Genomic DNA, 12,551 nt, shown 5'->3' on the forward strand with positions numbered 1-12,551 from the left:
CACCGACTGCTAACGTCGCCACGAACCGGGACGTACGACGCAGAGGTGGACGACGGTGACAAGCAGCAGCTCGGGGTTCGTGGCCGCCCTCACCGCGGCGGCCGTCGCCACGGTCGGCTTCCTCACCTACCAGGCCTCGGCGAACGTCCCGCCGGAGCTGAGTCATCCGCAGGCGCTCTCCCCCTCGGACGTCTCCCCCGTCAAGGCACCCCGCGACAGGAGGCACCCCGCCGCCCTGCCCTCGGGGTCCGGATCGGGTGAACGTGTCGTGTACTCGGTGGACGACGACCGCGTCTGGCTCGTCGGCCCCGGCCACAAGATCCTGCGGACCTTCGAGGTCACCCCGGGCACCGTCGACCCCCGCCCCGGCACCTACACCGTCACCTCCCGCTCCAGCACGGTCACCGGCACGGACGGCACCCCCATCGAGCACGTGGTCCGCTTCACCAGCGTCCAGGGCGTCGCCGTCGGCTTCAGCGCGGCCCGCAACGGCTCCACACCCGCGCCCGACCCGCACCGCAGGACGGGCGGCATCCGCGAGTCCCGCAAGGACGGCGACGCGATGTGGGAGTTCGCGACGATCGGCCGGAAGGTCGTGGTGATCCGCTAGGGCCAAGCCGCCTCCGGCTGGGGTGCCGGGGGTGGCGTGGAGACGACGGTGGCGGCGGCGCAGGCCGCCAGCAGGTCGCGCATGGAGATGACGGACGGCTCGCTGGGCTGTTTGTCGTCTCGTTCAGTCGCGCTCACGAACGCCTCCTGGAGTGGGCGGCGGAGTTAGTAAGGCAAACCTAACCACGAAACGCCCACCCCGACAACGCCTTGTCTTCAGGGGCGCGGGGCTGTATCCGTATGCGGCTCCGCCGCGTGGGCGCGAACGGCCACGACGGCGCGGCAGACGCGACACAACAGCACAGGGCAGACGTTCAGGCGCCCAACGCGTCCAGATCCACAGCAGCCCACCGCGCACCAAGGCCCGTCAACGTCACCCGCCGCACCTCATCGGTCGTGTCCCCCACAGCCCGATGGATGACGACCTGCAACCGCTCCTCGGTCAGCTCCTCGACCTTGCCCTCGCCCCACTCCACGACCACCACCGACTCCGGCAGCGACACATCGAGGTCGAGGTCCTCCATCTCGTCGAGCCCCCCGCCGAGCCGGTACGCGTCCACATGCACCAGCGGCGGCCCGTCCCCCAGGGACGGATGCACCCGGGCGATGACGAACGTCGGCGAGGTCACGGCCCCCCGCACCCCGAGCCCCTCCCCGAGCCCCCGGGTCAGCGTCGTCTTCCCCGCGCCCAGCTCCCCGCTGAGCATCACAAGATCCCCCGCGCGCACCACCTCGGCCAGGCGCCGGCCGAGCTCACGCATCTGGTCGGGGGAGGTCACGGTCAGCCGGGTCTCAACGCGGCTGTGCGGTGCTGCTGCTTCCATAGCCACCCACGGTAGCTCCTGCCGGGACGGCCCCCGCACGGGTGAGGAGGTCGGCGAGCCGGTCGGTGACCACTTCCGGGTGCTCCAGCATCACCAGATGCCCCGCGTCCGGCACCAGCACCAGCTCCGCGTCCGGCAGCAGGTCGGCGATCGCCTCGCTGTGCTCACTCGGCGTGACCAGGTCCTGCACCCCGGCCAGCACCAGCACCGGCAGCTCACGGAAGTGCGCGAGCGCGTCCGTCTTGTCGTGGTCGGTGAAGGCCGGGTAGAACTCGGCGACCACGTCGATGGGCGTGCCCTCGATCATCCGCTCGGCGAACCGGGCCACGGCCGGGTCGACGTCCCGGGACGCGAACGAGTAGCGCTTGATGATCCCGGCGAACAGGTCGGCCGTCGCCCGCCGCCCCTTCTCCACCAGCTCGGCCCGCTGCCCCAGCGCCTTCAGCACGCCCGGCAGCACCCGCCGCACCGCGTTCACCCCGGCGACAGGCAGCCCGAAGTTGACCTCGCCGAGCCGCCCCGACGACGTACCGACGAGCGCGACCGCGACGACCCGCTCCCGGATCAGCTCGGGGTACTGCGCGGCCAGCGCCATCATGGTCATGCCGCCCATGGAGTGCCCGACCAGCACGATCGGCCCGTCCGGCACGGCCGCGTCGACGACGGCCTTCAGATCACGCCCCAGCTGGTCGATGCTGAGCGGCGCCTCCTCCTGGACCTGCGCCACTCCGCGCCCGGACCGGCCGTGGCTGCGCTGGTCCCAGTGCACGGTCCGTACGACACCCCGCAGCGCGGCCCGCTGGAAGTGCCAGGAGTCCTGGCTGAGGCAGTAGCCGTGGCTGAAGACGACCGTGACCGGGGCGGGTGCCTTACGGCCGAACAGCCGGCGCCGCCTCGGAGCACCGCCGCCCTCGGGGTCGACCTCGTCGACCTCGTAGTACAGCTCGGTGCCGTCGTCGGCGTACGCCTTGCCGGGCGTGCCGCGCAGCGCGCCGTACGGGCCGGCGGAGTCCAGGGCGAGGCGGGCCTTCTGCCGCATGCCGCGGCCCACGGTCAGCCGCTCTATGGCGACCCCGGCCGCGGCGCCCGCCGCGACGACGCCTATCGCCACACCGGCGATGCCGGTGGCCCGGCGCCAGCTCCCGGTGGCCGCCGCCCCCGTGGCGGAGGCGACGGCCGCGACGGCCTCCGCGCTGCTCTCGCTCACGTACCGCTCCTCACTAGGTGTCGCACCGGTCCGGGGTCGGCTACCCCTGTTCTTCCCCGTTCACATGGACGCGGGGCACACGGCTTCCGATCCGGGTGACGATCTCGTACGCGATGGTGCCCGCGGCCTGCGCCCAGTCCTCGGCGGTGGGCTCGCCGCGGTCGCCGGGGCCGAACAGGACGGCCTCGTCGCCCGCCGACGGCTCGTCCCCGCCGAGGTCGACGACGAACTGGTCCATCGCGATCCGCCCCGCGACCGTGCGCCACTTGCCGCCGATCAGGACCGGCCCGGCGCCGGAGGCGTGGCGCGGGATGCCGTCCGCGTAGCCGACGGGGACCAGGGCGAGGGTGGTGTCGCCGGGGGTCGTGTAGTGGTGGCCGTAGGAGATGCCGTGACCGCCGGGCACGTGCTTGACCAGGGCCAGGGACGCCGACAGCGTCATCACCGGGCGCAGGCCCAGCTCGGCCGGGGTGCCCAGCTCGGGGGCGGGCGAGATGCCGTAGACGGCGATGCCGGTGCGGACCAGGTCGAAGTGGGTCTCGGGCAGCGTGAGCGTGGCCGGCGAGTTGGCGATGTGCCGCACCTCGGGGCGTACGCCCTGCCGCTCGGCGTACGCCAGCATCTCCCGGAAGAGGGTGAGCTGGGCGGCGATCGACGGATGGCCGGGCTCGTCGGCGCAGGCGAAGTGCGACCACAGGCCGGTGATCCGGATCAGCCCCTCGCGCTCGGCGCGCAGGGCCTCGGCGACCAGCTCGGTCCAGTCGGCGCCCGGCTGGCAGCCGCCCCGGCCAAGACCGGTGTCGGCCTTGAGCTGCACCCGCGCGGGGGTCCCCGCCTGCCGGACGGCCGCGGTGACCTCGCGCAGGGCCCACAGGGCGCTCACGGACACGTCGACGTCGGCCTCGATCGCCTCGCGCCAGGGCCCGCCGGGCGTCCACAGCCAGCACAGGATGCGTACGTCCGTCAGCCCGGCGGCCCGCAGCGCCAGGGCCTCCTCCGGTGTGGCCGTGCCCAGCCAGGTCGCTCCCGCCGCCAGAGCCGCGCGGGCGCACGGCACCGCCCCGTGGCCGTACGCGTCGGACTTCACCACGGCCATGACGGCCGCGCCCGACGCCTTCTCCCGCAGGGTGCGCACATTGGCCCGCAGCGCGGCCAGGTCGATCTCGGCGCGGGCGCGCAGCGGGGCGGAGGGCAGGAACGCAGTCTCACTCATCCCGCCCAGTGTCTCAGAGGGGCCGGACAGCGCCGGGCGGGCACGGGCTCACGTCCCCGGCCGGCGACCCCACACGTACACCCGGTCGCCCTTCTTCAGCACGCCCCACAGCTTCTTGGCGTCCCCGAGCCGCAGGTTGACGCAGCCCATCGACCCGACGGTGGTGAAGATGGTCCCGTACACGGCGTGGAAGGCCTGCCCGCCGTCGAAGAACTGGGCGTAGGGCATGGGCTGGTCGTACAGGGTGGACACATGGTTCTTGTGCCGCCAGTAGACGGTGTGCCACCCGGTCCGCGTCCGGTACCCGGCCCGCCCGCTCCTCATCGGCACGGGCCCGTAGACGACCTTCTTCCCCTTCTGCACCCACGTCACCTGCCGGGCGAGGTCCACACAGGCGACCCGGTACGTCCGCACCGGGCACTTCTTCGCCGCGTTGGGGTTCTTCCGCGCGGACAGCAGCATCATGTGCGCCCAGGTGACGGGCCCGGCGAAGCCGATGGCGGGCTTGATGCCGTACTTGAGCTGGAACGCCCTGATGGCCCGGCAGTCGGCCGCCGACTGCTTCCCGTCCGCCTTCCGCTTCAGCCACTTCTCGACCTGCCGCTGATAGGGCCCGGTCCGCTTGCTGCACATCACGCGCGTGACGGCGTCCCCGAGGGGCACGTACTCGACCGGGTCGTACGCCCCCGCGGGCGCGGGCCGTGGCTCCAGTGAGTCCTCCCGCGCGGAAGGGACGTACACGCGGGGCGGCAGCGCCTCGTCCGGCGTGTCGGCCTGCCAGGCCGGCGCCGCCCCGGGCACCAGCTCCCTCACGGCGGCCTCGGGGGCGGGCGCGGGCGGCACGGGCGCGGCGGCCGCGGTGCCGGCGGGCAGCAGGGTCACGGCGCAGAGGAGTACGGCGACGCTTCTGGAGACAGTCGGTCCACTCATCACACGATCAGCAAAACGGCCGGCCTCGTGGCCACGGGGGCGCCGCGCGGCGTGAGTCACCCGGGCGTACGAGCGACGAGGGCGGGCACAGGCGCCGTCTAGGGTGCTCGGCATGAGCATCATCGGGGTCGGTATCGACGTGGCGGAGATCGACCGTTTCGCCGCGTCCCTGGAACGCACGCCCGGACTCGCCCGACGCCTCTTCCTGGACAGCGAGTTGCTGCTCCCTGGCGGAGACCGCCGCGGCATCGCCTCGCTCGCCGCCCGCTTCGCGGCGAAGGAGGCCCTGGCCAAGGCACTGGGCGCACCGGCGGGCCTGCACTGGACGGACGCCGAGGTGTACGTCGAGGACAGCGGGCAGCCACGCCTTCGCGTACGGGGCACCGTCGCGGCCCGCGCGGCCGAACTCGGCGTCCGCGCCTGGCATGTGTCGCTCAGCCATGACGCGGGAGTGGCCTCGGCGGTGGTGATCGCGGAGGGCTGAGGGCAGACTCGTCGTCATGCGTACTGCCTACAGCGTGGAAACGGTACGGACCGCCGAGCGGAGCCTGATGGCACGCCTGCCGGAGGGGACGCTGATGCAGCGGGCCGCGGCCGGCCTGGCCGCCGCCTGCGCCGACGTACTCGGCCGGGTCTACGGCAGCAGGGTCGTGCTGCTGATCGGCAGCGGCGACAACGGCGGCGACGCCCTGTACGCGGGGGCGAGGCTGGCGCGCCGGGGCGCGGGCGTGACGGCGGTGCTGCTGACGTCGGACCGGGCGCACACGGGGGGCCTCGCGGCCCTGCGCAGGGCGGGCGGCACGGTGCGGGACACGACGGACGCGGAGAAGTGGATCTCCCAGGCGGACCTGGTCCTGGACGGGATCGTGGGCATCGGCGGCAAGGGGGGCCTGCGTCCGGAGGCGGAGCGGCTGGCTGTCGTCTGCGAGCGTGCTGGTGTTCCGGTCGTGGCGGTGGACCTGCCGAGCGGCGTGGACGCCGACACGGGTGAGGTGCACGGCCCCGCGATCCGGGCCGACCTCACGGTCACCTTCGGCACGCACAAGCCGGGCCTGCTGATCGACCCGGCGCGGGACTACGCGGGCTCGGTCCGCCTGGTCGACATCGGCCTGACCCTGCCGGAGGTCCCGGAGGTGGAGGCGCTCCAGCACAGGGACGTGGCGGGGCTGCTCCCCGTACCGGCCCCGGAGAGCGACAAGTACCGCCGGGGCGTGGTGGGCGTGGCCGCCGGCTCGGCCCGCTATCCGGGCGCGGCGGTCCTGGCCGTGGCGGGCGCCCTGCGGGGCGGCGCAGGCGCGGTCCGCTACGTGGGCCCCGCCGCCGACGCGGTGATCGCCCGCTTCCCGGAGACCCTGGTCTCGGACCGCGGCCCGGCCAAGGCGGGCCGGGTCCAGGCGTGGGTGGTGGGCCCCGGCGCGGGCGACGACGCGGCGACCGTGGCCGAGGTCCTGTCCACGGACGTCCCCGTACTCCTGGACGCCGACGGCCTGCGCCTGGCGGACCAGGAGACGGTACGCGCCCGTACGGCCCCCACCCTGATGACCCCGCACGCGGGAGAGGCGGCTGCCCTCCTCGGGGTGACGCGCGAGGAGGTGGAGCGCGCCCGCCTGAACTCGGCCCGCGAACTGGCGAGGCGCTACGGGGCGACGGTCCTCCTGAAGGGCTCGACGACCCTGGTGGCCGACCCGACCACGGACACCCCGGTACGAGTGAACCCGACAGGCACCTCCTGGCTGGCCACAGCAGGCAGCGGCGACGTCCTGTCGGGCCTGGCGGGGTCCTTGCTCGCAGCGGGCCTGTCACCCCAGGACGCGGGAAGCGCGGCGGCGTACCTCCACGGCCTGGCGGGCCGGTACGCGGCGGAGGGCGCACCCGTGGGGGCGCAGGACGTGGCGGAGGCACTGCGGAGGGCGTGGCGGGACACCGGGTCAGGCTGAGGCCAGTTCGCACCACACCAACTTGCCCTGCTTCCCGAGACGACCCGAGGGCTGCCACCCCCACACATCGGCGCACGCCCGCACCAAGGCCAACCCCCGCCCCGACTCCGCCTCCCTCAACTGCCCCCACCCCGGCGGCGGCTCAGGAGGCTCCGGGTCCGCGTCCCACGCCCCGATCCGCAGCGTGCCCGGCGGGGTCCAGCTCAGCCGCAGCGCGGCGGGGCCCTTCGTGTGCGAGACGGCGTTCGCCACCAGTTCCGCGCCCAGGAGTTCGGCCGTGTCCAGCACATCGATCAGGCCGTGCAGCGTGAGGATCAGGCGGATGGTTCTGCGGCTCACCGTCACCGCGCGTAGGTCGTTCGGGATGTACAGGGTGTACTCCCACGGCTCGTTCCCGCTCTCGGGCATGCGTCAACTCCGTTCGGTCGGTGAGGAGTCAAGAAGGGCCGGCGGTGTCATTGCCGCGCCTGTCCTGGCAGGACGGGGCGGTGCGCTTCCGGTGGCCCGGGGTTCCGCAGCGTGTGCGGCGCATCACCGACAGTAGGGGCCAAATTTGGTCCCACGCAAGCCGTTGCCGTAATCTGCCCCTCGAACGAGTCGCCGCCCAAGGGCAGTTGAGCCCCAGGAGGAAGCCATGCCTCGCAGGCAGCAGGCCACCGCACGCCAGCAGCGACTGGGCGCAGAGCTGCGGAAACTCCGCGAGGCAGCAGGACTCAAGGGGCGCGATGCCGCCGCACTGCTGGGGACGGACTCGGCACAGGTGAGCCAGATCGAGGCCGGCCTCGCAGGCCTGAGCGAGGAGAGGCTGCGGCGGATAGCGGCTCACTACGCCTGCGTCGACCAAGAGCTGATCGACGCCCTGGCAGCAATGACCAGCGACCGGTCACGCGGCTGGTGGGAGGAGTACCGAGGCCAGCTGCCCACGCCGTACCTGGACCTGGCCGAGTTGGAACATCACTCCAGCTACCGATGGGACGTGGAGTTCCTGCACATTCCGGGCCTGTTGCAGACCGAAGGCTACGCGCGGGCGCTCTTCTCCTACGTCAACCCAGAGTTCCCAGAGGAGGAGCTGGACAGGCGCGTGGAACACCGGATGCGACGCAGGGCCATCATCGAGCGGCCCGACCCGATCACGTACGAGACCGTGATCCATGAGGCCGCCCTGCGGATCAAGGTCGGCACCAGCGCCGCCAGCCGCGCTCAGCTCGACCGCATTCTGGAGCTGTCCCAAGCCGAGCACATCTCGGTACGGGTCATCCCCTTCGACTTGGAGGGCTTCGCCGGAGCCGGAAGCGCCATGGTGTATGCAGGCGGCCCGCTCCCCCGGCTCGACACCGTCGTGCGCGACGGACCTCACGGCACCGTCTTCGTCGACGCCGAAGCTCAACTCATCCGCTTTCGAACGCTCTTCCGTAAGGTGGAGGCGGTGTCACTCGAACCGGAACGCTCGCGTGACTTCATCCGCAGACTGGCGAAGGAGCTGTGAGGCGCCCATGACCACCCCCGACCAGTGGCGCAAGTCGTCCTACTCCGGCGGCGGCGAAGGCAACGCCTGTGTCGAAGTCGCCAACCGACGGACCCAGATGGCCGTCCGCGACTCAAAAGCCCCCACCCGCGGCCCCCTCACCTTCCCCACCACCGCCTTCACCGCCTTCCTCGACAGCGTGAAGACCACCCCCTGGCGGAAGTCGTCCTACTCCGGCAGCGGCGACGGCAACGCCTGTGTCGAAGTCGCCCCCACGCACACCCACATATCCATCCGCGACTCAAAGGCCCCGACCCGCGGCACGCTCACCCTCCAGGTCGGAGCCTTCGCCCCCTTTCTCCAGGCCCTGAAGGGCTACTCCACCGTCACCGACTTCGCCAGATTCCGAGGCTGATCCACCTCGTTGCCCCGCGCAGCGGCCAGTTCGCAGGCGAAGACCTGGAGCGGGACGGTCGAGACGAGGGGCTGGAGGAGCACAGGGGTGGCAGGGATGCGGATCAGATGGTCGGCGTACGGGACGACCGCCTCGTCGCCCTCCTCCGCGATGACGATCGTGCGGGCACCTCGCGCGCGGATCTCCTGGATGTTGGAGACGATCTTGTCGTGGAGGACGGACCGGCCCCGAGGTGACGGGACGACCACCACCACGGGCAGGTCCTCCTCGATCAGGGCGATGGGCCCGTGCTTGAGCTCGCCCGCGGCGAAGCCCTCCGCGTGCATGTAGGCGAGTTCCTTGAGCTTGAGGGCGCCTTCGAGGGCGACGGGGTAGCCCACGTGACGGCCCAGGAACAGCACGGTGTCCTTCGAGGCCAGGGAGCGCGCCAGCTCCCGTACGGGCTCCATGGTCCGCAGGACCCGCTCGACCTCGCCGGAGATCTCGGCGAGGTCCCGGATCACGGCGCGGACCTCGTCGCCCCACTTGGTGCCGCGCACCTGGCCCAGGTACAGGGCCACCAGGTAGCAGGCCACCAGCTGGGTCAGGAACGCCTTCGTCGAGGCGACGGCCACCTCCGGGCCCGCGTGGGTGTAGAGGACCGCGTCCGACTCGCGGGGGATGGTGGAGCCGTTGGTGTTGCAGATGGCCAGGACCTTGGAGCCCTGTTCGCGCGCGTGGCGCAGGGCCATCAGCGTGTCCATGGTCTCGCCGGACTGGGAAATGGCGATCACCAGGGACCTCGCCCCCAGGATCGGGTCGCGGTAGCGGAACTCGCTGGCCAGCTCGACCTCGCAGGGGATGCGGGTCCAGTGCTCGATGGCGTACTTGGCGATCAGGCCCGCGTGGTACGCCGTACCGCAGGCGATGATGACGACCTTGTCGATCTCCCGCAGCTCGGCCGCCGAGATGCGCACCTCGTCCAGCGTGAGGGAGCCGGCCGCGTCGATGCGGCCGAGCAGCGTGTCGGCGACCGCCTTGGGCTGCTCGGCGATCTCCTTGAGCATGAAGTAGTCGTAGCCGCCCTTCTCCGCGGCCGAGGCGTCCCAGTCGACGTGGTACGAGCGGACGTCGGCGGGACGGCCGTCGAAGCCGGTCACCGTGACGCCGTCCCGGCGCAGCTCGACCACCTGGTCCTGGCCCAGCTCGATCGCCGAGCGCGTATGGGCGATGAACGCGGCCACGTCGGAGGCGAGGAAGGTCTCGCCCTCGCCGACGCCGACCACGAGCGGCGAGTTGCGGCGCGCGCCCACCACCACGTCCGGCTCGTCCGCGTGCACCGCGACCAGCGTGAACGCGCCTTCGAGGCGGCGGCACACCAGCCGCATCGCCTCCGCCAGGTCCGCCGTCGCGGAGAACTCCTCCGCCAGCAGGTGGGCCACCACCTCCGTGTCCGTCTCCGACGCCAGGGCGTGCCCGCGTTCGGCCAGCTCGGCGCGCAGGGCGGCGAAGTTCTCGATGATGCCGTTGTGCACGACCGCCACCCGCCCGGCGTTGTCCAGGTGAGGATGGGCGTTGGCGTCGGTCGGCCCACCGTGCGTGGCCCAGCGGGTGTGTCCGATGCCGGTGGAGCCGGTCGGCAGCGGGTGCTCGGCCAGCTCCTTCTCCAGGTTGACCAGCTTGCCGGCCCGCTTGGCGGCGGCGAGCCCGCCGTCCGCGAGCACGGCGACGCCCGCCGAGTCGTACCCCCGGTACTCCAGCCGCTTCAGTCCGGCCATGACGACGTCCAGCGCCGACTGCGGCCCTACGTATCCCACGATTCCGCACATGCGAGGCAGCCTAAGGGCGTCCGAATACCTGAACACCCCTTCGCGTGCCCGGATTCGGAAATAATCAGCCCCGTTCGGCCCCTCCAGAGCGCCACATCGGTCCGCGGAGGGAACCCGGCGTGACGGAGCACACCCACCACCCCGTTCAAACAGCGTTAACAATGGACTGTGATCTCTCCGGTCTCCTCGATGCCCCGGAGCGCCCACCGGCCCAGGCCGGAGGCGACTCCCTACGTCGACCTCACCCGAGCCGAGTGGAGCGCGCTGCGTGACAAGACGCCGCTGCCGCTGAGTGCCGAGGAGGTCGAGAAGCTGCGCGGTCTCGGCGATGTCATCGACCTCGACGAGGTCCGGGACATCTACCTGCCGCTGTCCCGGCTCCTCAACCTCTACGTCGGTGCCACGGACGGTCTGCGCGGCGCCCTGAACACCTTCCTCGGCGAGCAGGGCTCCCAGTCGGGCACCCCCTTCGTCATAGGAGTCGCCGGTTCGGTCGCCGTAGGAAAGTCCACGGTCGCCCGACTGCTCCAGGCCCTCCTCTCGCGCTGGCCCGAGCACCCGCGCGTCGAGCTGGTCACGACGGACGGCTTCCTGCTGCCGACCCACGAGCTCCAGGCCCGCGGCCTGATGTCCCGCAAGGGTTTCCCGGAGTCGTACGACCGCCGGGCCCTGACCCGGTTCGTCGCCGACATCAAGGCCGGCAAGGGCGAGGTGACGGCCCCCGTCTACTCGCACCTGATCTACGACATCGTCCCCGGCGAGAAGCTCACGGTCCGCCGCCCGGACATCCTGATCGTCGAGGGCCTGAACGTCCTGCAGCCCGCCCTGCCCGGCAAGGACGGCCGCACCCGGGTCGGCCTCGCCGACTACTTCGACTTCAGCGTGTATGTCGACGCCCGCATCGAGGACATCGAGCGCTGGTACCTCAACCGCTTCAAGCGCCTGCGCGAGACCGCCTTCCAGAACCCGTCCTCGTACTTCCGCCGGTACACCCAGGTCTCCGAGGAGGAGGCCCTGGACTACGCCCGCACGATGTGGCGCACGATCAACAAGCCGAACCTGGTGGAGAACATCGCCCCGACCCGCGGCCGCGCCGCCCTGGTGCTGCGCAAGGGGCCGGACCACAAGGTGCAGCGCCTCAGCCTGCGGAAGCTCTGACACGCGTAAAAGACGGGCCTGCTAGAAAGGCCGCATGCTGCATCTGCGTCTGATCACACCGGCCGGGCAGACCGACGCCGTGGTCCGTCTCATCGAGAAGACGGTGGGCACCACCCACCTGGTGGTGGTTCCGGGCGCCGCCCGCAACCCGGCCGGGGACGTGGTGATGTGCGACGTGGCCCGCGAGGCCGCCGACGAACTCATCGGCGACCTCCAGGAGCTGGGGCTCGACGCGACCGGTTCGATCGCCGTGGAGACCATCGACCTGTCGCTGTCGAAGCGCGCCGACAAGGCCGAGGAGGAGGCCCCCGGCGAGGGCGCCGACGCGGTCCTGTGGGACCACCTGACCGACCTCACCCACGAGGAGTCGACGCTCAGCTTCACCTACGTCGGCTTCCTGGCCGTGGCGACCATGCTCGCGGCCTGCGGTGTGATGCTCGACAACGCCATCCTGATCGTCGGCGCCATGGCGGTCGGCCCCGAGTTCGGGCCGCTGGCAGGTATCTGCACGGCCCTGGTCCAGCGGACCCCGCACCGCGTGTGGCGCTGCCTGTGGGCGCTGCTGGCCGGCTTCGCCGCCGCCATGATCCTCACGGCGGGCTTCGGCTGGCTCATGGACGCCTTCGGCCTCTTCGACAAGGACATGATCGAGGCCGCCCGCCCCAACACGGCCTTCATCTGGCAGCCGGACTGGATGTCCTTCGTGGTCGCCTTCCTGGCCGGCATCGCCGGCACCCTCTCCCTGACCTCGGCCAAGTCCGGCGCCCTGATCGGCGTCGCCATCTCGGTGACGACCGTCCCCGCCGCCGCCAACGCCGCCATGGCCTTCAGCTACAGCGACTACTCCCAGACCTGGGGCTCAGCCGGCCAACTCCTGGCCAACCTGGGCGGAATCGTGGCCGCGGGGACGGTTACTTTGCTGCTCCAGAAGTGGCTCTGGAGACGTAGTTAGGGGCGCGGGGAACTGCGCGAGCAACCACCCACA

At 71.8% G+C, this 12,551-nt stretch carries 14 protein-coding genes and 1 pseudogene; 8 read left to right on the forward strand and 7 right to left on the reverse strand.

The window, feature by feature from the left end:
- The first annotated feature begins 55 nt into the window (after window positions 1-55).
- A complete protein-coding gene (locus RKD23_RS15095) occupies window positions 56-610 on the forward strand; it encodes a hypothetical protein (RefSeq protein ID WP_424854158.1) in 555 nt (184 codons plus the stop codon).
- Here the strand turns inward: RKD23_RS15095 and RKD23_RS15100 are convergent.
- The 5 genes from RKD23_RS15100 to RKD23_RS15120 form a co-directional block, all read right to left on the reverse strand.
- The gene (locus RKD23_RS15100) at window positions 607-747 is read right to left on the reverse strand and encodes a hypothetical protein (protein ID WP_424858447.1); all 141 of its coding nucleotides are present in this window, start codon (window positions 745-747) and stop codon (window positions 607-609) included. The genes RKD23_RS15095 and RKD23_RS15100 overlap by 4 nt on opposite strands.
- Window positions 748-923: 176 nt before the next feature.
- Window positions 924-1,433 carry a tRNA (adenosine(37)-N6)-threonylcarbamoyltransferase complex ATPase subunit type 1 TsaE gene (tsaE, locus tag RKD23_RS15105; protein WP_424854159.1) on the reverse strand — a complete coding sequence of 170 codons (510 nt, stop codon included), beginning with the start codon at window positions 1,431-1,433 and terminating at the stop codon, window positions 924-926.
- A complete protein-coding gene (locus RKD23_RS15110) occupies window positions 1,402-2,640 on the reverse strand; it encodes an alpha/beta fold hydrolase (RefSeq protein WP_424854160.1) in 1,239 nt (412 codons plus the stop codon). Before RKD23_RS15110 ends, tsaE begins: the two co-directional genes overlap by 32 nt.
- Window positions 2,641-2,680: 40 nt before the next feature.
- Window positions 2,681-3,853: an alanine racemase gene (alr, locus tag RKD23_RS15115; protein WP_424854161.1), complete on the reverse strand. Its 1,173-nt coding sequence runs from the start codon at window positions 3,851-3,853 to the stop codon at window positions 2,681-2,683.
- A 48-nt stretch (window positions 3,854-3,901) separates the two neighbouring features.
- Window positions 3,902-4,783 (reverse strand): L,D-transpeptidase family protein, encoded by an 882-nt coding sequence (locus RKD23_RS15120; RefSeq protein ID WP_424854162.1) that lies wholly within the window; start codon window positions 4,781-4,783, stop codon window positions 3,902-3,904.
- A gap of 112 nt (window positions 4,784-4,895) precedes the next feature.
- Between RKD23_RS15120 and RKD23_RS15125 the strand changes: the two genes are divergently transcribed.
- A complete protein-coding gene (locus RKD23_RS15125) occupies window positions 4,896-5,267 on the forward strand; it encodes a holo-ACP synthase (RefSeq protein WP_424854163.1) in 372 nt (123 codons plus the stop codon).
- A gap of 16 nt (window positions 5,268-5,283) precedes the next feature.
- On the forward strand, window positions 5,284-6,720 hold the full coding sequence (locus tag RKD23_RS15130) for an NAD(P)H-hydrate dehydratase (RefSeq protein WP_424854164.1): 1,437 nt from the start codon (window positions 5,284-5,286) through the stop codon (window positions 6,718-6,720).
- Here RKD23_RS15130 and RKD23_RS15135 read toward each other — a convergent pair.
- Entirely contained in the window at window positions 6,712-7,128 is a 417-nt protein-coding gene (locus RKD23_RS15135; RefSeq protein ID WP_424854165.1) for an ATP-binding protein, read from the reverse strand. The genes RKD23_RS15130 and RKD23_RS15135 overlap by 9 nt on opposite strands.
- Window positions 7,129-7,354: 226 nt before the next feature.
- On the opposite strand from RKD23_RS15135, the gene RKD23_RS15140 reads away from it, so the two are divergent.
- The 3 genes and pseudogenes from RKD23_RS15140 (at window position 7,355) to RKD23_RS15150 (ending at window position 8,600) form a co-directional block, all read left to right on the forward strand.
- Complete coding sequence (locus RKD23_RS15140; RefSeq protein WP_424854166.1) at window positions 7,355-8,206, forward strand: helix-turn-helix domain-containing protein; 852 nt, start codon at window positions 7,355-7,357, stop codon at window positions 8,204-8,206.
- A 7-nt stretch (window positions 8,207-8,213) separates the two neighbouring features.
- A pseudogene (locus tag RKD23_RS15145) lies at window positions 8,214-8,378 on the forward strand (DUF397 domain-containing protein); the annotation flags it as partial.
- A 6-nt stretch (window positions 8,379-8,384) separates the two neighbouring features.
- On the forward strand, window positions 8,385-8,600 hold the full coding sequence (locus RKD23_RS15150) for a DUF397 domain-containing protein (RefSeq protein WP_424858246.1): 216 nt from the start codon (window positions 8,385-8,387) through the stop codon (window positions 8,598-8,600).
- Here RKD23_RS15150 and glmS read toward each other — a convergent pair.
- Window positions 8,561-10,408: a glutamine--fructose-6-phosphate transaminase (isomerizing) gene (gene glmS, locus RKD23_RS15155; protein WP_424854167.1), complete on the reverse strand. Its 1,848-nt coding sequence runs from the start codon at window positions 10,406-10,408 to the stop codon at window positions 8,561-8,563. The genes RKD23_RS15150 and glmS overlap by 40 nt on opposite strands.
- Window positions 10,409-10,597: 189 nt before the next feature.
- Here glmS and coaA point away from each other — a divergent pair, with 189 nt between their 5' ends.
- Together coaA and RKD23_RS15165 are read left to right on the forward strand one after the other, a co-directional pair.
- The gene (coaA, locus tag RKD23_RS15160) at window positions 10,598-11,566 is read left to right on the forward strand and encodes a type I pantothenate kinase (protein WP_424854168.1); all 969 of its coding nucleotides are present in this window, start codon (window positions 10,598-10,600) and stop codon (window positions 11,564-11,566) included.
- Window positions 11,567-11,600: 34 nt separating this feature from the next.
- Window positions 11,601-12,518: a DUF389 domain-containing protein gene (locus tag RKD23_RS15165; protein ID WP_424854169.1), complete on the forward strand. Its 918-nt coding sequence runs from the start codon at window positions 11,601-11,603 to the stop codon at window positions 12,516-12,518.
- Window positions 12,519-12,551 lie beyond the last annotated feature (33 nt).

Source organism: Streptomyces sp. SAI-170, from assembly GCF_049739565.1.
Taxonomy (GTDB): domain Bacteria; phylum Actinomycetota; class Actinomycetes; order Streptomycetales; family Streptomycetaceae; genus Streptomyces.